Below are 23,038 nucleotides of genomic sequence, written 5' to 3' on the forward strand. Positions count from 1 at the left end.
AATCGGCAGGGCGCTTCCCGCACCATGAATTTGCGACGTTTCCTCACCCCGAGAATCTCCGGCCACGCAACAGAACTTAGGGGCGTTTCGAAATAGTAGAAGAATTACTACATCAAGGATTACCGACCCTTAACCACGACTGGGGGCGGCCATTGAAAACACACATGTTTCCAGGCACTCCCCGCCATCCGGCCAAAGAGACCCGTTACGCCCGAAACCCTGTTTTGACTCATATTCACTGTCGCTTCCCATGACCGGCTCCGGGAACTGTCAAGCCCCACCCCTTCCGACACACCCGTACGAAGGACAAATAATGTTCCCCTGGTACGGATATTGCTCACTATCAAGCTATCCATTTAGGAAGGACGCCGGGCCATTCACCTCCCGGCAGCTGCCTTTTCGCCTGCGGCGCACTCAACGAAGATTCAGCGCACGCAGGCGCTGATGGTCAGGTTCGGCTGGCACGCCGCCTCGATTCACAATCGTTTTCATGCATCCAGACTGCCCGTGATGCACGCCACCACGAAACGATCTTCGAATCCGGCCGTTCAGCTTTTCGAACCTTTTTCCACCCTTCCTGTGTGCGGGGCTGGCCCGCACGGGAAGACGTCCTTGGCATTCCAAGGACCGGAGGCCTTTTTCCGGAAGTCCGGACTCCCCGGCACGCACCCAGGCAAGATGCGTGATTGGGTGCCTGGAATCACCCGGTTCCCCGGTAAGGCAATGAGTCAACAACTACGTTAGGAGGAAGTGATGTTCAGGAAATTATGTATCGCTGCCATCGCAGTATTCGCCATGGTCATGACCGCACAGGGTGCATCCGCCAAACAGGTAATCCGAGTCGGCATGGGAGATGCCCCGGATTCGGACCAGGGCTACGGTGCCCGGTTCTTCAAGCAGGCGGTGGAATCCGAGTCCAATGGCGAAATTGAGGTGCAGCTTTTTCCGGGGGGCCAGCTCGGCACGGAAACCGAAATGCTTCAGAACGTCCGTCGCGGGACCCTTGATCTCTGCTATGTGGGTATCGGCAACGCCGTACCCTTTGTCAAAGAGCTCGGCACCCTGACCATGCCGTACCTCATTGAGAACCACTACGATGCCATCAAGGCAACCACCGGCGGCCTTGCCACCCACTGGAACGAGCTGTGTACCAAAAAAGGCGGATTCCGTATCCTGCACTGGGGATACTCCAACTTCCGTTTCATCACCAACTCCAAGCAGCCCGTGAAGAAACTTGCGGACATCAAGGGGATGAAGATTCGAATCCCCCAGAACAAAATCCTTATGGCCACCTACAAGTCCTGGGGAGCCAACCCCGTTCCCATGGCCTGGTCCGAGACCTTCACCGCCCTGCAGCAGGGCGTTGTTGACGGCCAGGACAACCCCTACATCGTTAACTACACCTCCAAGTTCCACGAAGTTCAGAGCTACCTGACCGAGGTGCACTACCAATACTCCCTGCAGCCCATGCTCGTGGGAGAGCGCACCTGGAAGAAGTGGGACGCCAAAACCAAAGAGCTTATCGCCCGTGCAGCCCAGGAGACTCAGCAGTACTGGATCGCCTACCAGATCCTGGAAGCAGCCAACGCCAAAGAGGGCATGATCAAAGGCGGTGTTGAAGTCAGCACCCTCGAAGACGAAGCCCAGTGGAAAAAACTGGCCATGGACAACGTATGGCCCGAGTACTACGACTTCATCGGCGGCAAAGAGAACCTGGACATGGTCCTCAAGGCCCTCGGTAAAAAGTAACCCACCCAAGGTGATGTGCCGCAGGGGCGTTGCCAGTGAAGCACGGCACCTGCCGCACACCCCGTCCTGACCAAAGGGGGGAGAGCCCATCTCCCCCCTCCTCATTTTTACCCCCCCCTCTTTTGTCTCCCACCTTGCAAAAATCCCCCGATGCCATTGCGCTGCATCCCTGGCGCCCCCAGCACCTTTTCATCCGCCCTTGTGCCCTCTGACCCTTTACTCCCTTTCCATTGCCGCAAAGATGTTCAAACACCCATTTCTGGCATGGTTGTTGCTCATATAAAATAGTCAAACACCAAGGGAACACCGAGACCGCCATAAAGGAATAAAGAGGGCCTCGGTCATCCCGGCGGCAGCAACCAGCCGAAGGCACGTAAACACTGGAAAAAGCAAGCATCGAGTCCCGATCAGAGTCACACTGGGCCGACGCATCCCATCCAGCGAGCCACGGCGACCATGGGAGACAGATTCGAGTTTGTAGTAAAACTTCGAAACTTTTCAAATTCCCCCATACGCACCACCGGGAAGACCCTTTCGGATGAACCGGAGCCAGCAGGAGTAAGGAACAGACCGCCAACGATGCCGGTGGTTCCCGCAGACTGGATCCGACTGCGAACTTTTATAAAAAAGACGTTCATCAGCGCGGAGACGGCAACAACGCCCCAGAAAGCCGACACACCCCGCGCACCATTTGAGGAGGAGGTTGTTTTTAAATGCTGAAAGCCAACAGATTCAGACTTGCGGATGACGAAATGCTCGACCAGATCCACGAAGCCACCGTGGAGGTCCTTGAGACCTGCGGCGTGGACTTTGAAGATGAAACCGCCCGCCAGATCATGAAAGACGGGGGATGCGAGGTGGACGGATGGCGCATCAAGATCCCCCGGGCCATCCTTGAAAAGACCATTGAACAGGCCCCCAGCTCTTTTATGTTCCACGGCCGCAACGAAGAGAAATCCTTCTTGGTGGGCGAAGGCCAGACCCGCCCCCACACAGACCCCAGCTTCGGCGCGGTGCGCATCCACGACATCAAGACCGGCTACCGCGACTGCACCATGGACGACCTGACCAAATTCTTCACCCTCATCCAGTCCAGCGACATCTGTGACATCGGAGGCGGGTGGCCCGTGGAACCGGCGGACATTCCGGTGAAAAAGCCCCACCTGCACGTCTTCCGGGAAATGGTCCGCCACACGGACAAGCCCCTTCGCAGCTTTGTGGGTACCACCGAAGAGGTCCAGGAGTACTTTGAGCTCTTTGAGATCGCCAAGGGCGAAAAGGGCTACCTGGACAACCACACCTGCATGTTTGCCAGCATCAACCCGGTGAGCCCCCTCACCTACGCGGCCTTTCCCCTGCAGACCATGATCGAGCACGCCAAGAAAAAGCAGGCCATCTGCACCCTGACCTGCGCCATGAGCGGTATCTCCGCGCCCATGAGCATCATGGGCGCGGCGGTCATGCAAAACGCCGAAATGCTGGCCGGAAACGTCCTGCTTCAGCTCGTGAACCCGGGAACGCCCTACATCATGGGCCCTGCCTCCTGCCGACCGGATATGAAGTCCGGACTTTACGCCAACGGCTCCCCGGAAGCCAACATGATCAACGGCCTCAGCATCCAGATGGCCGTCGAGCGTTACAAGATCCCCGTGCGCATCATGGCAGGCATCACCGACGCCAAGGTGGTGGACGCCCAGGCCGGCATGGAGACCATGCAGACCCTCATTCACGCCGTCATGGCCGGTGCCCACTGGATCCACGGCTGCTTCGGCTCCCTGGACTCCCTGAACTCCACCTCCTTTGAAAAAATCATGCTCGGAGAGGAGGCCTTTTCCAGGGTTCTTCGCCTTCTGGAGGGCCTTAAGGAGTGGGACAAGGACACCACGGTCTCCGAGATCGTCCACGCGGGCCCGAGGGGAACCTACTTCATGGAGCCCACCACCGTGACAAACTTTCGAAACACCTGGCGCCCCACGGTCTCCACCCAGGAGGCCTACCAGAACTGGGCCGACGCAGGTGCCAAAGATTTCAGCACCATGGCCCGTGAACGCTGGGAAAAACTCCTTGCCGAGGCCCCGGAAAGCCTCCTGGACGCAGACCGGGAAAAGGCGGTCAACGCCTTTGTGGAAGGCAAGCTCAGCGAAGCATAGGGAGCCCGTCGGCAACGGGCAGCACCCATGCCCACTATCGAGCTCCCGGTGTTGGCCACCCCGACACTGGAGGGCAGGACACCCCGACGGCTGACGATATTGGTAAGCCGCAGGCCCCAATATCACTCACAAAGAGCACACAAAGACCAATGGTTAAGCAATTTCTGCATTGCTATGACTTATTCATACAAACCATTGATATAAGGTGAATTGCATATTCTGTTGCCCAAATTGTAAAACAAAAAAATATCTATTTTAAGCAACGAATTGCTTGACAAGAAAACAGGGATTATTTTATAAAATCCTTCATAAAAAAACAAACCGTCCCCGAGAGACGGCAACCAAGCGCCCAGCCACGTGAGAAGGGACCCGGCATGGCCCCTCCGGCCAGCCCCTTCGCCTTCGCGGCGCCGGACACTCCGCGACACAACGGCGGGCAGCCCCGTTCGCCCTCAACTTCAGAGGGAGACATCTCGGCAGGACACACCCAGCAGCGACCATGCGACAGTGGAAGCGGTCCACTGCCGTAAAAATCAGGCCGTACGGACACCGGCTGGATAGACTCAACACTCTCTCTGGGAGGAGACAGGCCCATGAAAATCATCGACATCTACCGACGATGCCTCAACGGCGAAGAAATGAATGAAAACGATTACGATATCAATGTCGTTTTCCCTGCCATGATGCAGATGGCCCAGAAATACAACATCAAGTACAACCCCGAGGACCCCGTCTCGTCCGATGACGACCTGGCCGACCGCGTCTTCGAGGCTGCCCTTGAGTTCTTTGTCAATTCCGGCATGTACTGCCAGGACACGGGCCGTGTGGTGAAATTCACCAAAGAGGAAGTCCTTTATGCCATCAGCGAGTCGGCCCGCCCCCGCTGCATCGGCGGTGAGAAGGAGAGCCGCAGGGAGTGGCGATGCCGCAAGCCCGACGAAAATTCCCGACCCTGGTGCCACATCGGCTCCGGCATCTACACCAGCAACGACGACCTCTTCCTCAAGCTTGTGGAAGGGTATGCCCGCATTGACCGAGCAGACTCCATGGCCATCCCCACGCTGATGAACGACCCCGACGGCCAGGGCGACCCCAACGTGCCCTTTCACCCCTCCGAGGTCATGGCCTGCATCCACAACATGAAACTAGCCCGCAAGGCCACCGAGAACGCCGGTCGTCCCGGCTTTCCCGTATTCAACGTGGTTCCCGCTTCCGGCGGCCCGGTCAGCACCCTGGCGGCCAGTCACCCCAACTGCGGCACCCGGACCTCCGACGGCTGGCTCTGCGCCTTCTACCCCGAGTACAAGCTGAAGATGGATACCCTGAACAAGATCTGCTTCCTTCAGGAGATCGGCGGCAACATCGCCGGTGAGGCCAGCACCCTTCTGGGCGGCTACTGCGGGGGCCCCGAAGGCATCGCTGTGGGTGTCACCGCCTACGCCATGATGTCCTGCATGCTGGGCGCCCAGTACTTCCTCAACTTCCCCGTAACCCTCAAAGGCGCCATCTCCACCTCACGCCCGCTCCTCTGGGGACTGGGCCTCGGGTCACAGGCCATCTCCCGCAACATCTACCTGCCCACCTACAACTCCGGCTACTCAGCCGCAGGGGCAGGCACCAAGGAGTACTTCTACCAGTCAGCCGCCTACATCCTCACCGGGGTCACCTCCGGGGTCACCACCGGCACCCCCTTCCCCGCTGCGGGCGTCAAAATGGACGGGATGACCCCCCTTGAGGCCAGATTCCACACCGAGATGGCCGATGCGGCCAGCCAGCTCACCAGGGCCCAGGCAAGCCCCATCGTGGCCAAGCTCCTTGAAAAATACGAGCACACCCTGGACACTCCCGACCTGGGCATGACCTACCCCGAGCTCTTCGACCTGGACACCAATACTCCCAAGGCGTTCTACCAGAAGATGTACGAGGAGGTGAAAGCCGACCTCGTGGAGCTGGGCGTGCCCATCAAGTAAGACCGACACACAACCCGCAGGGGCCGGCCCGGCGGCCTGGCCCCCGCAGACCACAGACGGCATACCGGAATGCCCAACCCCATTCCGGGCCATAAATAAAAAAACACCCGATCAGGTAAGAAACAAAGGAGTACACCATGTCCCAGACCCATTTTGACAACCTTCGCGATGCCATCACCTCCCTCAACGCAGCCGCCGCTGCCGACACCGCCACCCAGGCCATTGCCGAGGGCGTAGAGCCTGTAGACCTCATCACCAACGGCATCCGCGCCGGCCTCGACATCATGGGCGAGAAGTTCACCAACGGCGACTGCTTCCTGCCCGAGCTCATGCTGGCAGGCCGTGCCGCAGACTCCGCCGTTGCCATCATCGAGCCCGCCATGCTCGCCTCCGGCAACGCCGATGAGAAGCTGGGCAAGGTGGTCATGGCCACCGTCAAGGACGACCTCCACGACATCGGAAAAAACATCGTGGCCCTGATGCTGCGTTCCGCCGGCTTTGAGGTCATCGACCTGGGCTGCGACAAGTCCAAGGAAGAGATCTTTGCCGCAGCAGAAGAGAACAACGCCGACATCGTGGGCCTCTCCACCCTCATGACCACCTGCATGGCCTTTATCCCCGAGTTCGTTGAGCTCCTCAAATCCAAGGGCGTGCGTGACAACTACAAGGTCCTCGTGGGCGGTGCCCCCCTGAACCCCCAGTTTGCTGAAGAGTCCGGCTGCGACGGCTACGCCGCAGACGCCTCCAAGTGCGTTGAGATGGCCAAGCAGCTTATGGGCATCGCGGCCTAAGGTATGATTCAAGGGGTTTGCCCTGCCCCATGCCTGCAAAAAAAGAAAACCCGCTCCCCGACCGGATAAATCCAGGATTTCGGGGAGCGGGTTTCCCTGTTTTCAAACACGCCAAAAACAGGTATACCGGTCACCTGACATGCATAAAAAGGAGTCTTGCCATGAAAACCCCCATCATTGTTCTCACCGGCTTTTTAGGAAGCGGAAAAACCACCCTCATGCAGTATCTCCTCCATGAATTTCCGGAAAAGAAGGTGGCCGTGCTGGTCAACGACTTCGGTGAGGTCCCCGTGGACGCAGCCCTCCTCTCCGGGCGGGGCCTACCCGATGACATGCTCTACGAGGTCAACGGCGGGTCCATTTTCTGCGCCTGCCTGAAGGACAACTTCGTCCTCGGCCTCAAGGCCCTCACCGAATGCAGCCCCGACCTCATCCTGGTGGAAGCCTCGGGCATGGCCGACCCTTCAGGCATCGGCCCCATGATCCGAAATGCCGGGCTGGGGGACGTCTGTGAGCTGATGTGCACCCTCTGCGTCTTTGACGCCATCAAAAGCCTCAAACTGGCCCAGAACCTGGCCACCATCGAGCGCCAGGTGGCAAACGCCCACTACATCCTCCTCAACAAAACCGACCTCGCCACCTCAGGAGAGATGGAGGCCTCAACAGCCTACATCCGCAAAATAAACAGCCGGGCCGTGATCTTCCCGACCCGCAAGTGCCGATTCAACGTGGACCTCCTGAAAAAAGAGATGGAAAACCCCTTTGCCATGATGCCCAGCCTCAACACCTCGGACAACCGCCCCGACGCCTTCACCGTGGAGAGCATCAACGGGTCGGTGGACGCCTTTCTTGAGGCTCTGAATCGCGAAGAGGACCTCCTCCGGGTCAAGGGATGCCTTACGGAAAACGGTCGCCACTACTACATCTCCGACACCGGCGCGGAGATCGAAAAAAGGGAAGAGGCAGAGAACTTCACCCCTGTGGTGGTCATCACCATGCAGGACAAGGGCGAGGCAGTCAGGCAGCACCTTGCCGACGCAGGGTTCCTTGCTGCGTAAGCGCAGCTTTTTTCACCAAGAGGCCTGCCCGGGGCGGACTGAACCGTGTCGCATGGAAAGGGGCACTGTTTTTTGCAGGGAGAACAAACGATGAAGATGGCTGTGATTGCCTGTGAGGTGATGCGTTATGAGCTGGAGATGCTGTGCAGGGACATGGAAAAGGCCCCTGACCTTCATTTTCTAAAGCAGGGACTCCACGACACGCCGAAACTCTTAAAGCAGGAGCTTCGGGCCACCATCGCCAGGGTGGAAGAGGAGCACCCGGACCTTACCCGCATTGTTTTGGGGTACGGATTGTGCGGCAAGGGGATTGATGGCGTCACTGCAGGCCGCTGCGAGCTGGTCATTCCCAGGGTACACGACTGCATTCCCCTTCTTGTGGGGTCGGTTTCCGCCCACCGGGAAGCCCACAGCCGGGAGTGCGGCACCTACTGGTTTTCCCCTGGATGGCTCACCTGGTCGGTGATCCCCTACCTGGACAACCGGACGGTCCGCCTTGCCCACTACGTGGAAAAATACGGTGAAGACCGGGCCGAGCTTCTCATGCAAATGGAAGACGGGGTCCTTGCCAATTACACCCGGGCCTGCCTCATCGAGTGGCCCGGCCTGGGAGAAGCGTACCGGGAGCAGGCCGCCGAGGCTGCCAGACGCTCCAACCTGCCCCTGGAAACCATGAAAGGCGCCCCCGGCTACCTGGCGGAGCTGCTCTCCGGCACCTGGGACGATGCCCGGTTTGTCCGCATCCCCCCCGGACATAGCGTGTGCCAGAGCATGGACCCCGACGAGGTGATCACGCCGAGGAAAAAGACAGGGGTAGGAATCCGGTCCCGGAGCCCAGCAGGCCCGGGTATTGCTTTTATGCTCGCGTTGTCTTGGGGAGGGCAAGGTAGAGCTGTTCCACTTTCTTCCGTGCCCAGGGGGTCTTTCGAAGAAATTTCAGACTGGATTTTACCGACGGGTCGATGTTGAAGCACCGGATATGGATGCGACTTCCCAGGGCCTCCCAGCCATGATATGCAACCAGGGCGGTCACGATCTGTTCCAGGGTCACCCCGTGCAGGGGATTGTTCACTTGCGTCTCACTCATATAAGGGCACTGCCTTCCTTCATCATAAAAAAACGTGCAGTCGGTAAGGAACTGGCCCTGCCGGTACCACAGGCTTTCGGTGGGTAAACGGATTGAACCGGCGCATACCTGCCCGGCCTGTCCCCTTGTACACCCATCAGGGATCAATCCGCAACGCTATCTTCATCGCTACGATTCAGCGTATGCCTCCGAGGCGATGTTGAGCTGAATCGTTACTCTTTATTTTTATCTTTGGCATCTTTGTCCGAGGCTTCCTCCAGCAACCGCGTCAGCAGGGCAAGACGCGCCCTGTTCTCCGTGTCGTTTCTGAAAGCCACAACCAGCTCTCTTTTCACAACCACGGCCATGGGCGCGATGTTGTCGATTCCTTCTCTTTCCGCCAGGAACATCATCACATTGGGATCGGTCACGGCGACCATATGGCGCCCCCTGGCCAACTTCTTCAACAGGGACATATCATTGGGCGCACCATCCACATGGTGGGGATAGGCGGCCATGGCATCGCTGACGGGCCGGGGGTAGGCGTAGGTTTTCACCACCCCCACCACATGGGTCCTGAACAGGGCATCCAGGCCGTCGTAGGAAAAAGAACCCGATGTGTTCTTCATCACCGCCACCTCGGACCAGCTCACAGGCGGAGATGCCACAAAATCAGACCCGACCTCCTCGGGCCATGCCGGAAAATAGCCCACATACTCCCCGGACCGCGCCCGAGCCTGTGCCCTGGACCAGGGGTAGAACTCCACCAGCAGCCGAATCCCCTCTTTTTTGAGGAGCTCCCTGAGCTTCTGGATGGCGCCCCCCTGGTGTGCCAGAGAGGCCCCGGAATACGGCTCCCAGTTCAACGAGGTGATCTTCCAGACCTCCTCTGCACCGGCAGACGCCGAAGAAAAGACAACAAACGCCCAAAGGGCCAACACCACAGGTTTCATACCGCCCCCCTGATACGCGTTCACACAACGTCCCCAAAGAAGACCACATTCCCCCTGTAAAATCAAGAAAATGGCCCCATATATCCAAGGTCAACGCATTTCGTGCCGCCTCCGGCAGGGCCGCCGGAGGAAAAAATCTAAATGCGTTACCCCTGCCCATGTATCCCCCCTGCCTTAATGCGCACAACAAAAAAAAGGGCCGCACCCTGTTCGGGGGTGCGGCCCTTTTTTTCATCGTGTCTGCATCGGAAAAGCCTCGCCTTCAAGGCATCCCGGGAGGACATCCGCCCGATGCATGTGGGGGCATGAAACAGGCGGTATGAAACCAGACCGAAAAAGGCCGGAGGCGTTAGGGTACCTCCGGCCTTCTTCAGAATGTAAGGAGAGAAGTCGGCAGCCCGGCAGGATATCTCCTGCACCACATGTCCAGCTTGTCGCGTGCCAACGGTCCAGTTGCACGCAGGCTGCCTCGGTAATCAAGGATTACTCATATGTAAACCCGGAAGGCAATGTGGCGTCCATCGCCCGGCGGGGTGGAAAAAATATATGTAAACCCGACATAAAAATCGCATCACAGGAAGTGCCGTCTCATCCCTGTAACATAGCCCTTCCTGTGTGCGTCGGGATTATGTCTTGCTTGCACTCCCGGGCCCCGGGAAGGTAATGGGCCCCGGAAGGATGGAGCTTGAGATGGGCACCACCGATCAGATATTCCGATGATGCCCCAATCCCTTAGTACTTGGTCTGGTCGTATACTTCGAAGTCCCACTCTTCGTTGGGGAAGAACTTGCGCAGACGCCAGTCGCAGGCGCGGGCGTGGCCTTCCATGCCCTCCACGCGGGAGAGACGGGAAGCAGCACCGCTGACGACCTTGTTGGCCTCGGGCTTGATCTCCTGGTAGGTCATGATCTTCAGGAACTTGTGTACGTTCAGGCCACCGGACATGTAGCCGGCCTTCTTGGTGGGAAGGATGTGGTTGGTGCCGGAGCACTTGTCACCCTGGGGTACGGTGGAACCTTCGCCGAGGAAGAGTGAACCGTAGTTGGTGAGACGCTGGGTCCACCAGTCGAGGTCTTCGGCCATGACCTGTACGTGCTCGGAAGCGTACTGATCGCTGACTTTGGCAACCTCTTCACGGTCTTCGCAGAGAACGATCTCACCGAAATCCCTCCAGGAGGTGGCGGGGGTGTCGGGATCGGGCATGTCGGCGATGACTTTGGGCATCAGCTCGTTGACCTTCTCGGCCAGCTCGCGGCAGTCGGTGTGGAGCCATACGGGAGAGTCGAGGCCGTGCTCTGCCTGGGAAACCAGGTCGATGGCTACGGTCATGGGATCGGCGGTCTTGTCGGCGATCACTGAGGACTCGGTGGGGCCGGCGAAAACGTCGATGGCGCAGCGGCCGGTACCGGCCAGAATGGCTTTGGCTTCAGCAACAAAGGCGTTGCCGGGGCCTACGAGGATGTTTGCGGGCTTGCCGCTGAAGAGACCGAAGGCCATGGTGGCAATGGCCTGAACACCACCCATCTCGATGATGATATCGGCGCCGGCAAGTTCCATGGCGTAAACAACGGCAGGAGCGATGCTCTCACCACGGGGGGGGGAGCAGGCAACAACGGTTTTGACGCCGGCAGCCTTGGCAGTGGCCACACTCATGATGGCGGAGCAGGCGTGGGCGAAACGACCGCCGGGAACGTAGCAACCGGCCACTTCCATGGGGATGACCTTCTGGCCGAGGCGAACGCCTTCGAGGGTCTCTTTTTCGAACTCAACGATGCTCTCACGCTGGGCCTGGGCAAAGCCAAACACCTGATCGTAGGCAAACTTGAGGTCGTCCTTAACACGCTGGGGAACCTGCGCGATGAGAGCCTGCTTCTTCTCTTCGGAAAGGATGAAATCACCTTCCCAGTTGTCGAATTTCTTGGCCAGTTCGCGAACCGCCTCTTCACCGCGGGCTTCGATGTCCTTGAGGATGCCCTCGACGATCACACGTTTCTGGTCACTTACTTCTTCAAAGCTAAGCTCTGCTTTCTTGATAAATTCCATTGACACACTCCACATGTATATAAAATCAATCCAAAAAAACTGCGTTTGACCCCTCACAACGTGAGGATGAATCATGTATAGCTGCGGTCAGTATTTGTGTCAATATTTTTCATAATCTTTTTTCGAATTTATTTTATAAAATATGTTCACACAATCTGAGGCATTCGGCACCACCCTGATAGTTCATCGAATTAATTGAAGATTAAAACAAGCTTGCCTGATACATCCGTCACAGGCCACTCCGGCTGACATGCGCCGCATCCCCTGCTGCGCTCCCCTTTGCTTTCCAAAGGGACCCCTTTGCTCCCCTTGCCCATTGCTCCTTTATTATATGCGTGGCCTCCACCTGATGCCCATCTCAAAAAAGCCGAGTTCTGCGGGTGGACGCTCCACGCAGTGCCACAAAACAGGAAAGGCGCTGACTGAGCAGCGCCTTTCAAAACCTAATTGTCTTTGCCCCGGGACCTTACCCGGAGCATGTGGCGTGAATGGGCTTATCCGGCCACGTCGATGCCGAGGTCACACCCGAGGGGGCCTTCACACTCCAGGTTCGGGGTCCTGACGTCAATGTGTCCTTCCTCGCGCTCTTCATCGGTTTCAATGTAGTTGTGTTCGGTTTCGGTAAATTTCATGATATGTTCTCCTCCCGGATTGGGATTGTTTTTTTATTGGGTTTTCAACAGGGTAAATCCTTTGTTACCTCTCAATATAAGATCGATTGTTTTTGTGTCAAATAATTTTTTTAGGCTTGCCTAAAATTTAACACAAAAAAACGGTTTCATCGCCCTCAATAATGACCAGCGTTGAAACCGTCGAGTCGGGGTGCGCCCTCAGGCAAAAAGAAGAAGGCTGACAGCCATCACGGCCATTCCCGCAATCACACCATAAATGGCATGGTGATGCTCCCCGTATTTTTCTGCGGTGGGCAGCAGCCCGTCAAGGGAAATAAACACCATGATCCCGGCAACCGAGGCAAAGAGCAGGCCGAAGACCATGTCGTTGAAATAGCGCATGAAGACAAGATACCCCGCCAGGGCCCCCACCGGCTCCGACACCCCGGAGAGAAACGAATACCCGAAGGCCTTTTTCCGGCTGCCCGTGGCAAAATAGATCGGGACGGAAACGGCGATCCCCTCCGGAATGTTGTGGATGGCGATGGCCACGGCAATGGAGATACCGAGGGTGGGATCCTGCAGGGCGCCGGTGAAGGTGGCCAGCCCTTCCGGAAAATTGTGGATCCCGATGGCAAGGGCCGAAAACATGCCCATGCGAAGGAGCGCCCCGTTTTTGGCCTCCACCGCGTCGGCGCCATTTGGCCCCATCTCCTCTATTTTGTGGTATTCATGGGGGTTTTCAAAGGAGGGGACCATTTTATCTATAATCCCGATGACGGCGATCCCCCCGAAAAAAGCCAGGGTGGTGTACCAGTACCCCAGGGTGGGGCCCACGGCCAGGGTCAGGGAGTCCCTTGCCTTGACGAAAATCTCGATCATGGAGACATAGATCATCACACCGGCGGAAAAGCCCAGGGACACCGCCAGGAATTTGGTGTTGGTCTTTTTGGAGAAGAACGCCAGGGCGCTGCCGATGCCGGTGGAAAGCCCGGCAAAGGCCGTGAGCCCGAAGGCAAAAAGGACAGTGCTCGTAGGGATCGCTGTGGACATGGGGGCTCCAGTACGTCGGCTGGGGTTGGAAGGGGCACACCGGAGCTTTTATTTTGAAGGAGTGTTCCCCTTTGTGTCAACGGTTTTTCGCAAGGGCCCGTTCCAGGGGAGACGACTCAAAACCCTCCCCGCGCCGGTATGCTTCGAGCAGGGACTCGGACTCTTTGGCCAGGCGGCGCCGCACCCGCCGCCGTTCTCCCTTGACGCGGGCAATTCGCAGGCTGTCGTAGGCGGTTGTCTGATGGCGCAGCCAGGCGATGACGGCGGCACTGGCCCTCTCCTCGATGGGAATGCGGCGGGTACGCGCCACGGTCCCGCTCCCCACGGGGGATGCATGGGCGGTCACGGCCGTGGCCAGCTCCTCGGCAAGCGCCTGGTGACGGGGATGAAACCGCAGAAACGCCAGAACGGCCCCTTTAAAATCCTCCACGTAGGAGACCTGCTCTTTTTCCCGACGTGCCTTGTCCGAGGCGCGCTTTTTTTTATAGGCGGGGGTCTCCCGTTCCTTTTCCAGGCCCTCCCGAAGGGAACGGATGGTGTCGGCAGGGGCCCACACGCCACGGGAAAAGAGCTTTCGCCCGCGTTTCTCCTGAACCTGCCAGTGGGGGCCGGCCTTTTTCACCCGCCGTGTCAGCGCCGCATCACCGGGAGCCAGCAGCTCCCAGCCCTTTGGCGCGTCAAGGGTTTCTCCGTTATCACTGATTACCTGCCTTGCGGCCTTTCCCGGTCTGACGACCCGACTCTCTTCCGGCATACCCGTCCTTACGTTTGTTTCTTTGCTGTTAACGTGCCTCTGTACATTGACTGCCCAGCCTTTCAGGTCGTCCGGCGGCAGGGGGCGCGTAGAGCCACCGCAAAATCGTACCGGCGTCTTCCGACGGCTGAAAGGCCACCGCCTCATAGTACGACGTGACCAGACGGCAATAGGTGGCCCGGTCCCCTTCGTCCATGACGTACCGACCGGGGTCCGCCAGAAGGCGGAGGTCCTGGCCGTAAGCGCCGCGAAGTTCATCCATCACAGGCGCCACAGCCCTGTTGAATGCCGCGCGGCTGGGGGCGGGATGCCCCCCATGGGATGCGGACTCCAGCACTTCGATGAACACATCGGTGTAGAGGGCCCGCGTCTCCCCCGTCATAAAGTAGGGCCGATCCGCCTCTGCCCCCGGAGCAATCCCCATGGTCAGGCAGGCATCCGGCTGCTCCCACGCCGTCTCCTGCAGTTCCCTTAACATCGCCTGCATATAATGGACAAGGGCCGTATCCGATGCTTTGGGAAGGTGAACGCGAAGAGACCGGGAAAGGATCCCGTTGATCTTAAAGGAGGCATAGGCCTGGGCCATGGAGTCAAGGTCTGAGGAGACCATGGCCGCCACCAGCTCACGGTACCGTTGCGGGTCATGTCCTTTTAACGCCTTGCACACCGGGTCTTTTGCCAGCCGGACGGCAAACCGGTCTGCAAGGGGCGGAGGAGGACCCAGGGCAGCCACGGGAATGGGCACAAGAAAACGATCGATGAGCATGCAGCTCATAAAAAAGAGGAGGAGATAAAGGCCGCTTGAGGCCAGGGCTCCTCCCCTTGTCATCTGCCTCAGCTCAAGGGCCGGAGGCACACACAGAACCGCTGAGACCCCCACCAGCAACCACGGTGACACATCCATAAAACGCCTGCCAGGTCCGTTACATGATCCAAGGATAAACAAAAAAACAACGGGAACTATTCAGTGATGCCCCCGGCAGGACCGCCGGAGGCAAGGTGACGCTGGTTCATCACAGAAAAGCGGAAAGTGAGGAGGATCTCCTCCTCGGGGGACGCTGAGCCGAACCAACCGACGCCTCTCCATCATCTCCTTGTAGAGTTCGGTCACCGCCGCATCCACCCCGGTGCCGTCTTCGGAAATGGAGGCCATGGCCTCTTCGATCAGCTCCCGGACATCCGGGACCTGCCCCATGGTTTCCCGGGCCTTGGCCCTGGCCAGCAGCGCCTCGTAAAAGTCCTCGTAGGACTGGGCGGGGTCGTTCTCCAAATCAGAGGAAAGCCCCTGGGAGCCTGGGTCCCCACCCTCGGCAGCCCCATCGTCTACCAGCTGCATGCTGCTAAAACTACAGGGCTTTTTTGTACTCCGGGTTATTTTTCAACGCACTGGACACAGAAAAGCCTGCTGCGCGGCACCGTAGGCAAAGGGGTCGGCCTGTTCCATCACCCCCTGAATTCGTCGGTTGTACGCATCCATCAGGACGTCGGTGGAGCTGCTGGGCTTGGTGATATCCACGTTGGAGGGGGGAAGGTTTTCCTTTGCCCCTTCGGGAACACTGGTCTCTGAAGGCGCATCGCCAGCGGACTCGCCATACGATGCCGCCCCGGCAAACGAAGGCGGGACGACCAGCCATGCCAGCACCACCGCTACGGCCAGGACACGGCCAAGCCCTGCGGCACAGGAGCCCGTCCGGGGGAACCTCCTGCCGGTGTTTTCCTTGTTCATGTTCTCACCTCGCTTTTCTTGGCGGACCGTCGTCGCCCTTATGGTAAGTATCTCCGGGCCTGAAAAGGCCGCAAATCCATCATGTTTAGTATAATAGTAATCTCAACAAATGCAACAGCGACTTCCCGGTGCGCCGAGGCAAAAAAACGTTCCCCCCTGCGAACCTCGCCCGGCCACTGCAGACAAATCCCGCAGAATAATCTGGATATTTGACGCCATTTGGTATATTGCATCGGGCGTTTTGCCATGGTGCCATGGCCGGGACTCAAACACATTAGACGTTATCACAAGGCGAAGGAAAGAGCATTGATGAATCCATTTGTTGTGGGTCAGCGCTGGGTCAGTGAAACCGAACCGGAACTTGGGCTGGGCACGGTCTGCGCCGTGGAATTGAGGCGGGTCACCGTCCGGTTTGAAGAGAGCGACTGCACCAGGCAATACGCCGCGGCCGCCGCCCCCCTTCGCCGCGTCACCTTTCAGCCCGGGGACGCCGTCACGAGCCGCAGCAAAACCACCTTTTCCGTGGACACGGTGGGGAGGAAGTGGAAGGAATCCTTGTCTACTGTGGGAACGGGCAGCAGCTTCCGGAGTCGGAGCTTTCCGATACCCTGGGCGCCTCCGCACCCCTGGACCGTCTGACAGGCGGTTTTTCAGATGGGTCGGAGCTCTTCGATCTCCGCGCCGAGGCCATATCCCATCATCTGGCGGCCAAGGCCTCTCCGGTGCGTGGGTTCTTAGGGGGACGCGTGGACCTCATCGGCCACCAGTTCCACATCGCCCGGGAAGTGGCCCAGCGCCGCCTTCCCCGGGTGCTCCTGGCAGACGAGGTGGGCCTGGGAAAAACCATCGAGGCCTGCCTTATCCTTCACCGCCTCCTTCTCACCGAGCAGGTCTCCAGGGTCCTGATTCTCGTCCCGGACGCCCTGATCCATCAATGGTTCGTGGAACTCCTGCGGCGCTTCAACCTCCACTTCCGCATCGCAAACGAAGAGCATCTAACGGACACAGCCCAACGCGACCCGGCATCCAACCCCTTTACAGATGACCAGCTGATCCTGGCCCCCATGACCGTTCTGGAAACGAAGCAAACCATGGGCCACGCCCTGAACGCTGGCTTTGACATGGTGGTGGTGGACGAAGCCCATCACATGGCCCCCCAGGGGCGCAGCTTCCGAGGCGTGGAAGCACTGGCTCGCACCTGCCGGGGCCTGCTCCTTCTCACGGCCACACCGGAGCAGATGGGGCGAAAAGCTCACTTTGCCCAGCTTCGCCTCCTGGACCCGGCCCGCTATCCCGACTTCGACGCCTACCAGAAGGAAGCAGAGGGCCACCGACGCATCGCCACCCTCGCCGGAAAACTTCTGGACAACGAAACGCTCACCGCATCGGAGCAGAAAACCCTCGCCACCCTGACAACGGCCCCTGAAACCGATGGCCCGGCCATGGTGGATGACCTCCTGGACCGCCACGGCCCCGGCCGGGTCATTTTCAGGAACACCCGAAAAACCATCCAGGGGTTTGCAGGCCGTATTCCCAACCTCTGCAGCTTAAGCGCCCCGGAACCGTCCCTTGCCCTTCACCGGGACGAACTGCGCCACGACACGCAACCGGATGTGCCCATGCCCGACCTGGCCGAAGATCCCAGGATTCACTGGCTGGCACAGCAGCTCAAGGCCCACCGGGATGAAAAGTTCCTCGTCATCTGCACCTCCCGGGACAAGGCCCTGGCCATCGAATCAGCCCTTGGGCACCACCTCTCCGTCAAAATCGCCCTTTTTCACGAAGAGATGCCCCTTATCCGGCGGGACCGAAACGCCGCCTGGTTCTCGGAAAAAGACGGTGCACGGCTTCTCATCTGCTCGGAGATCGGCAGCGAAGGGCGCAACTTCCAGTTCGCTAAACACCTGGTTCTCTTTGACCTGCCCGTCAACCCGGAGAAGGTGGAACAGCGCATCGGGCGCCTCGACCGCATCGGCCAAGAGCACGACATCACCATCCATGTCCCCTTCCTCGCCCGGAGCGCCACCGAGATTGCCGCGCGATGGTACGACGCCGTGGGACTCTTTTCACACTGCGTTCCCGGCCTTCACACCATTGGAGAAGCCTTCAGGGCACGCCTCGAAGGCCTCATGGCAGAGGCCACGGGAACCGGCCCCTTCCCCGAGGCAGCCCTGACCGCACTCCTTGCCGAAACCCGCGATTTCACCCAAGACCTTGCGGCAACCCTGGAAAAGGGAAGGGATCGCCTCCTGGAACTTACGGCCAACCGCCCGGAACGCATCAAAGGGCTGCTGGACAAGGTCAAAAAAAGCGACAGCGACACGGCCCTGCCCCACTTTATACTCCGCCTCTTCAGGCACCACGGCATCGAGGTGGACAGCGCAGGGGAAAAGGCTCTCCTTCTGGGACTCAAGGAGAACGACGAGCCCTCCCTTCCCCTCCCCCCTTTCCGGCGCAACCCGCTGGTGGCCACCTTTGACCGCGCCACCGCCCTGAAACGCGAAGAGATCGAATTCCTCACCGCTGACCACCCCATCAGTGTGATGGCCTCCTGGAGTCCTTCCTCGGATCCGATACCGGCAACGCGGCCCTGGCCTGTCTCCCGGGGGCCGGGGAGCACGGGCTCCTTCTGGAGTTCATCGGTGTTCCCGAATGCGTGGCCCCTGCCCGCCTGGGTGTGGATCGGTTTCTCCCCACAGCCCCCTTTCGCATTGCCCTGAGCCACCAGGGAGAAGTCGTTCCCGCCCGCCGGATCGCCGACACCCTTGCAGAACCCCTTGAGGACCTTCCCCCTTCCTGGCTCTCCGACCACCCTGAGCTGGCACGGGAACTCCTCCCTGTGCTCATGGAAAAGGGAACCGCGGCAATGGATGCCGAGGGCCGCACCCTTGCCCGTACGGCCACCGCAACCATGGCATCCTTCATGGACCGCGAAATCACCCGGATCACCGCCCTGAAGGCCACCAACCCCGACGTCACGGAGGCGGACCTGCCCACCGAAAAGCAAGCCATGGCAACGGCCCTGAAAGGGTGCAGAGTCCGTCTGGACGCCCTGCGCCTTGTGCTGCTTATGCCCTGACATCCCCCTTCCGAAAGTCTGTTACGGGCCTTTCGGGCCCGGGGCGTAAACACCTTTCGCACACGCAATAAACACTGATCCGCAGTTCTATCCTTGATCATTGTCGCGATTTCGCGTATTAGTAAAGTATTCATCGTCGCCATACAACCTTACCAATCACAGATTGGAGATATGTATGCCCCAGTTTCTTTTTGCCCTGCTTCTTACCTTCGGTACGGGAACGATTCAAACACCCTTCCCGCTGAGTGCACCTCGGCTATTGACCCCAGGTGGCTCCACGTGGCAGTGGCGTCGGAGAGCGCCCCGGGCGAGGCGCCCATGGCCCTCAAATGCCCCCGGGAAAAACATCTCCTGCTCTTCAGCCCCGACGGCGATCTGCGAAAATACTCCCCTAGAAAGGGCTGGGACCGTCTCCTGCTGGATGTGTCGGTAACAGACGACACCGTCACCCTCAAGCACCAGAATCGGGACCGATTTTCTCTTGTGGCCCGCAAAACCGACGACGGTTACCTAAAGATGTGCACCCCCGGCCACGGCGAGTTTTACTACAAAAAACTAGACCCCAAGACCCGGCTTGAAGAGATCGACTTTGCCAGGCCCCCGGCCATGTCCCCATCCGGACCCATGGATACCGGGAGCTGACCCATGCCCCGCCCCCATCGGTGCCTGAGCCTGACCACCATAAGCCTGATCCTCCTGGGGAGTCTCTTCCTGGCCCCCCTTCCCTCCCCGGCTGCCCCCCCGGCCCTGCAGAAAGCCGCCACCTACTCCGGCGATGAACAGGTCACCGGATGGTTCATGAGCGAAAAACTCGACGGAATTCGCGGCTACTGGACCGGCACCGCCCTTATCACCCGCAAGGGAAAAACCATCCATGCCCCTGCCTGGTTCACCCGGGATTTTCCCCCCTTTGAACTCGACGGCGAACTCTGGAGCGCGCGCGGAGATTTTGCCTTTATCCAGCGCACCGTCATGGATCACACCCCGTCGGAGGGGTGGCGGCGAATCACCTACAACATCTTCGAGGTTCCCAATACGCCCGGGTCCCTTTCCCCACCGTCTGGACCGCGCCAGGCACTGGTTCAACGCCCACCCCGAAACCCCGGCACGCATCATCCCGCAGATTCCCTGCAAAGGCCCCGAGCACTTAGAGCACGTCATGGCGGATATCAAGGGCAAGGGTGGCGAAGGTCTCATCGTCAAAAACCCGCACCTTGCCTACCACACCGGCAGGTCGCCCTACGTTCTCAAGGTCAAGCACGCCTCGGACATGGAGGGGACCGTCATGGGCATCAATGAGGGCAAAGGAAAATACAAGGGAATGATGGGGAGTCTTAAAGTCAGGCTGGATAACGGGGTGGAGTTCAACCTCGGCACCGGATTTTCCGATGAGGCGCGACAAAATCCTCCCCCCCGGGGAGCGGTGGTCACTTTCAGGTACCATGGCTTCACCCACACCGGAAAACCGCGGTTTGCATCCTTCATGAGGGTCCGGACAGACTGATGCCGCCCGTTATCCCCCCAGGCAGCCGTGTTCGTAGAGGATATGAAACCCGATGAGGAAAAGCACCACGCCGCCGAAGATTTCGGCCCAATGGCCCAGGCGGGACGAGGAGGCGAACCGGCTGCCGAGCTGCATCCCCAGAAGGGTAAAGGTTGAGGCGGTTATGCCGATGACAACGGCGGGGAAAGCGATGGCCACATCCAGGACGGACATGGAAAATCCCACGGCCAGCGCATCGATACTGGTGGCGAGGGAGAGAACAACGAGGCTCACGGAACGGGTAGGGTCCTGAGCGCCCTCGGCCTCCTCGTCTTCATGGAACGCCTCCCAGATCATCTTGCCTCCCACAAAGGCAAGGAGCCCGAAGGCAATCCAGTGATCAAAGCTCTCCACAAAGGAGCGAACATTGACCCCAAGGCTCCACCCCAGCACCGGCATCATGGCCTGGAACAGGCCGAAATGCCAGGAAAGGCGAAACATCTGCCTGGGGTTGACGGTCTTGAGTCTGATGCCCACGGCAACGGCAACGGCAAACGCATCCATGGCAAGGGCCACGGCAAGGGAGATCAAAGGAATCAGTTCCACGGCACACACATCACAATCGGGCCCTTGCCCCAGCCACCGCCCCGGAATCATCCCCGAAGCCGTCGGCATGGTGAAAGGGTATCCATCTAAAGAATTTTCAGGTTAACACACAGGCCCGGGCATCCAACGAAACAAAGGGCACATCACCCCTGCCTGGAAAAAATCGTCGGCGAGATCTTCTTTTAAGGCATCCACGTCAAGGTCCCGGATCCATCCAGGCAGATGAAACCAGATACTGTGGAATCCGTACCCCCCGTTTACCATCTCTTCAATGGCCGCCTCTTTGGTCCACCCCTGCACCACCACCCGGTACAGAGCCCCCATGACCCCGGTTCGATCAGCCCCGTGCCAGCAATGGAACAACACGGGCCGGTTGGAGGGGTCCGATACAATGGAAAAAAACTGGGCGGCCCTCTGCTCGTCCGGGGCCCAGGCCTTCATGGGGACCCTCACCAGGCGAAGCCCCGTGCCCTCGGCCTCATCCGTATCCGAATGAAACAGCCTCAGATTTACTATGGTCTTGAACCCTTCGGAAGCAAGATTCTTCATGCCGAGGGCCGAAGGCTGTGCGCTTCGATACACGCCCTCATCGACACGGTACAGGTTGGGTACCCCCTCGATGTGCACCGGGTCCGCCCAATCCGAAGGCCTGAACCGGTCCTGGCCGTAAGCTGAAGCTCCCATGGCCAGACACACCGCCAGAATCATGATGATTCGCATCGCATGCCCCCCGCTCCAAAGGTTTGAGACAGCCCTCTCTCAGCCCCACGCCCCCGTCACCCACTGAAGGCCCCAGAGGGAGACAAGGCCGGAGGCAAGGGTCCAAAAGACACTTCGTCTCCAGAGGGCCACGGCAAGAGCAATGCCCCCGGCCAGGAGCCGAAGGTTGCCCACAGAGAGGTCCAGGGTGCCGCCGTGCAGAAACACAGCCGGTGTGACAAGGGCCGGAAGCACGGCCGCCGGAACCAGGCGAAGGGCCCGGGTAAACTTGTGGTGAGGCTCCCTGTTCCGTTTCAGCAGAAGAAAAGCCCCCCGCTCGGAAAAGGTCACGGCACCGCAGAGCAACGCCACCAGGAAAAAAGCGTCGTGGCTCATGATACCCTCCCTTGGGCACCGGAGTCAAAGAGCATCCCGGCACCGATGCCTGCCAGCGCCGCTGCGATGATGTTGAGCCCGCAGGGGAGACCCGCGGCAGCCACGGCCGTGACGCCGGAAACCAGGGCCGCCACAAGGGTCGGCCGGTCCTGAACCGCCGGCACCAGCAGGGCCATGAAGGTCAGGGGGACCCCGAAGTCAAGGCCCCACCCCTCCGGGACGCCGGCACCTAAGAGCACGCCGACCCCGTTGCACACATGCCAGGCCACAAAAACAGTCACCCCGGCCCCCATGGTGTAGGCAAAAGGGTACCGGCACCCTTCGGGCTGGTTGAATTTTGTCAGGGACAGGGCATACGCCTGATCGGTCAGGAGATAGGAGAGCATGGGCCGCCAGCGCCCGGGCACCGGCCTGAAATGCGGGGCAATGGAGGCGCTGTACATCACAAAGCGAAGGTTGATCACCAGGGCGGTGAGCACCATCACCACAGCCGGAGCCCCCGCCACAAAAAGATGGGTCACGGCAAGCTGGGCCGCCCCGGCAAAAATCACCACGGGAATCACCACCGCCTGCCACACGGGAAGCCCCGCCTTTACAGAGGCGATCCCGCAAATCAAGGCAAAGGGGATCACCCCCAACATCAACGGAAGGGAGGCTCGCACCCCTTCCAGAAACACCGCCCGCTTCTCATCACACCAGCCCATTACATCCTCCGGCCATACATAAAAAAACCAACGCCGACTGTCTTACAGCAATGGCCGGAGAAAAGGAAAGGGAAAGGGAAAAACAAAAAAAGCCCCGGCAGGACGTCATGGTCCTGCCGGGGCCCGTGGCATGAACGGACCAGAGAA

General features: G+C 59.2%; 24 protein-coding genes and 1 pseudogene. 11 read left to right on the plus strand and 14 right to left on the minus strand.

The genetic code is table 11. The features are described 5' to 3' along the window. Positions 1-753 precede the first annotated feature (753 nt). A complete protein-coding gene (locus ACOYW1_RS16075) occupies positions 754-1,749 on the plus strand; it encodes a TRAP transporter substrate-binding protein (protein ID WP_482415684.1) in 996 nt (331 codons plus the stop codon). A 413-nt stretch (positions 1,750-2,162) separates the two neighbouring features. On the opposite strand, the gene ACOYW1_RS16080 is transcribed toward ACOYW1_RS16075, so the two are convergent. Beyond that, entirely contained in the window at positions 2,163-2,519 is a 357-nt protein-coding gene (locus tag ACOYW1_RS16080; protein WP_482423591.1) for a hypothetical protein, read from the minus strand. Here ACOYW1_RS16080 and ACOYW1_RS16085 point away from each other — a divergent pair. The 5 genes from ACOYW1_RS16085 (at position 2,502) to ACOYW1_RS16105 (ending at position 8,687) form a co-directional block, all read left to right on the plus strand. Next, positions 2,502-3,899 carry a trimethylamine methyltransferase family protein gene (locus ACOYW1_RS16085; protein ID WP_482415682.1) on the plus strand — a complete coding sequence of 466 codons (1,398 nt, stop codon included), beginning with the start codon at positions 2,502-2,504 and terminating at the stop codon, positions 3,897-3,899. The two genes, ACOYW1_RS16080 and ACOYW1_RS16085, sit on opposite strands and share 18 nt — an antisense overlap. A 593-nt stretch (positions 3,900-4,492) precedes the next feature. Further along, on the plus strand, positions 4,493-5,869 hold the full coding sequence (locus ACOYW1_RS16090; RefSeq protein ID WP_482415681.1) for a monomethylamine:corrinoid methyltransferase: 1,377 nt from the start codon (positions 4,493-4,495) through the stop codon (positions 5,867-5,869). 137 nt (positions 5,870-6,006) lie between these two features. After that, positions 6,007-6,660: a cobalamin B12-binding domain-containing protein gene (locus tag ACOYW1_RS16095; protein WP_180143309.1), complete on the plus strand. Its 654-nt coding sequence runs from the start codon at positions 6,007-6,009 to the stop codon at positions 6,658-6,660. A gap of 161 nt (positions 6,661-6,821) precedes the next feature. Continuing rightward, a complete protein-coding gene (locus tag ACOYW1_RS16100; RefSeq protein ID WP_482423592.1) occupies positions 6,822-7,718 on the plus strand; it encodes a GTP-binding protein in 897 nt (298 codons plus the stop codon). A gap of 90 nt (positions 7,719-7,808) precedes the next feature. Further along, positions 7,809-8,687 (plus strand): DUF1638 domain-containing protein, encoded by an 879-nt coding sequence (locus tag ACOYW1_RS16105; protein ID WP_482423593.1) that lies wholly within the window; start codon positions 7,809-7,811, stop codon positions 8,685-8,687. Here ACOYW1_RS16105 and ACOYW1_RS16110 read toward each other — a convergent pair. From ACOYW1_RS16110 to ACOYW1_RS16150, 9 genes are all read right to left on the minus strand, one after another. Further along, positions 8,575-8,805, minus strand: coding sequence for a VF530 family protein (locus tag ACOYW1_RS16110; RefSeq protein WP_482423594.1), 231 nt, complete (start codon positions 8,803-8,805; stop codon positions 8,575-8,577). The genes ACOYW1_RS16105 and ACOYW1_RS16110 overlap by 113 nt on opposite strands. Positions 8,806-9,017: 212 nt before the next feature. Next, positions 9,018-9,737 (minus strand): hypothetical protein, encoded by a 720-nt coding sequence (locus ACOYW1_RS16115; protein WP_482423595.1) that lies wholly within the window; start codon positions 9,735-9,737, stop codon positions 9,018-9,020. Between the two features lie 732 nt (positions 9,738-10,469). After that, positions 10,470-11,780: a histidinol dehydrogenase gene (gene hisD, locus ACOYW1_RS16120; RefSeq protein WP_482415676.1), complete on the minus strand. Its 1,311-nt coding sequence runs from the start codon at positions 11,778-11,780 to the stop codon at positions 10,470-10,472. Positions 11,781-12,274: 494 nt separating this feature from the next. Then, positions 12,275-12,412 carry a hypothetical protein gene (locus tag ACOYW1_RS16125; RefSeq protein ID WP_175469871.1) on the minus strand — a complete coding sequence of 46 codons (138 nt, stop codon included), beginning with the start codon at positions 12,410-12,412 and terminating at the stop codon, positions 12,275-12,277. Positions 12,413-12,610: 198 nt separating this feature from the next. Beyond that, complete coding sequence (gene zupT, locus ACOYW1_RS16130; RefSeq protein WP_482423596.1) at positions 12,611-13,444, minus strand: zinc transporter ZupT; 834 nt, start codon at positions 13,442-13,444, stop codon at positions 12,611-12,613. Between the two features lie 76 nt (positions 13,445-13,520). Beyond that, complete coding sequence (locus tag ACOYW1_RS16135; protein ID WP_482423597.1) at positions 13,521-14,198, minus strand: DUF2293 domain-containing protein; 678 nt, start codon at positions 14,196-14,198, stop codon at positions 13,521-13,523. 28 nt (positions 14,199-14,226) lie between these two features. Beyond that, the gene (locus ACOYW1_RS16140) at positions 14,227-15,102 is read right to left on the minus strand and encodes a hypothetical protein (RefSeq protein ID WP_482423598.1); all 876 of its coding nucleotides are present in this window, start codon (positions 15,100-15,102) and stop codon (positions 14,227-14,229) included. Positions 15,103-15,162: 60 nt separating this feature from the next. Beyond that, complete coding sequence (locus tag ACOYW1_RS16145; protein ID WP_482423599.1) at positions 15,163-15,534, minus strand: hypothetical protein; 372 nt, start codon at positions 15,532-15,534, stop codon at positions 15,163-15,165. 42 nt (positions 15,535-15,576) lie between these two features. Continuing rightward, positions 15,577-15,924 carry a hypothetical protein gene (locus ACOYW1_RS16150; protein WP_482423600.1) on the minus strand — a complete coding sequence of 116 codons (348 nt, stop codon included), beginning with the start codon at positions 15,922-15,924 and terminating at the stop codon, positions 15,577-15,579. Positions 15,925-16,233: 309 nt separating this feature from the next. Here ACOYW1_RS16150 and ACOYW1_RS16155 point away from each other — a divergent pair, with 309 nt between their 5' ends. The 5 genes and pseudogenes from ACOYW1_RS16155 to ACOYW1_RS16175 all read left to right on the plus strand — a co-directional run bounded on the left by ACOYW1_RS16155 (position 16,234) and on the right by ACOYW1_RS16175 (position 20,507). Next, on the plus strand, positions 16,234-16,563 hold the full coding sequence (locus tag ACOYW1_RS16155; RefSeq protein WP_482423601.1) for a hypothetical protein: 330 nt from the start codon (positions 16,234-16,236) through the stop codon (positions 16,561-16,563). Continuing rightward, a pseudogene (gene rapA / locus ACOYW1_RS16160) lies at positions 16,467-18,449 on the plus strand (RNA polymerase-associated protein RapA); the annotation flags it as partial. The gene ACOYW1_RS16155 and the pseudogene rapA, both read left to right, overlap by 97 nt. 65 nt (positions 18,450-18,514) lie before the next feature. Continuing rightward, a complete protein-coding gene (locus ACOYW1_RS16165) occupies positions 18,515-19,003 on the plus strand; it encodes a hypothetical protein (RefSeq protein ID WP_482423744.1) in 489 nt (162 codons plus the stop codon). A gap of 279 nt (positions 19,004-19,282) precedes the next feature. After that, a complete protein-coding gene (locus ACOYW1_RS16170) occupies positions 19,283-19,645 on the plus strand; it encodes a hypothetical protein (protein ID WP_482423602.1) in 363 nt (120 codons plus the stop codon). A gap of 517 nt (positions 19,646-20,162) precedes the next feature. Further along, positions 20,163-20,507: a hypothetical protein gene (locus ACOYW1_RS16175; protein ID WP_482423603.1), complete on the plus strand. Its 345-nt coding sequence runs from the start codon at positions 20,163-20,165 to the stop codon at positions 20,505-20,507. A gap of 9 nt (positions 20,508-20,516) precedes the next feature. On the opposite strand, the gene ACOYW1_RS16180 is transcribed toward ACOYW1_RS16175, so the two are convergent. The 4 genes from ACOYW1_RS16180 to ACOYW1_RS16195 are packed head-to-tail and all read right to left on the minus strand — an operon-like array spanning position 20,517 to position 22,891. Then, a complete protein-coding gene (locus tag ACOYW1_RS16180) occupies positions 20,517-21,161 on the minus strand; it encodes a manganese efflux pump MntP (RefSeq protein ID WP_482423604.1) in 645 nt (214 codons plus the stop codon). 33 nt (positions 21,162-21,194) lie between these two features. Continuing rightward, positions 21,195-21,812, minus strand: a complete 618-nt coding sequence (locus tag ACOYW1_RS16185; protein ID WP_482423605.1) for a dual specificity protein phosphatase family protein — start codon at positions 21,810-21,812, stop codon at positions 21,195-21,197. A 39-nt stretch (positions 21,813-21,851) separates the two neighbouring features. Next, on the minus strand, positions 21,852-22,187 hold the full coding sequence (locus tag ACOYW1_RS16190) for an AzlD domain-containing protein (RefSeq protein ID WP_482423606.1): 336 nt from the start codon (positions 22,185-22,187) through the stop codon (positions 21,852-21,854). Further along, a complete protein-coding gene (locus tag ACOYW1_RS16195; protein ID WP_482423607.1) occupies positions 22,184-22,891 on the minus strand; it encodes an AzlC family ABC transporter permease in 708 nt (235 codons plus the stop codon). The genes ACOYW1_RS16190 and ACOYW1_RS16195 overlap by 4 nt, the downstream gene beginning before the upstream one ends. Positions 22,892-23,038: the final 147 nt, after the last annotated feature.

It is taken from the genome of Desulfoluna sp. CYM3A, from assembly GCF_056829965.1.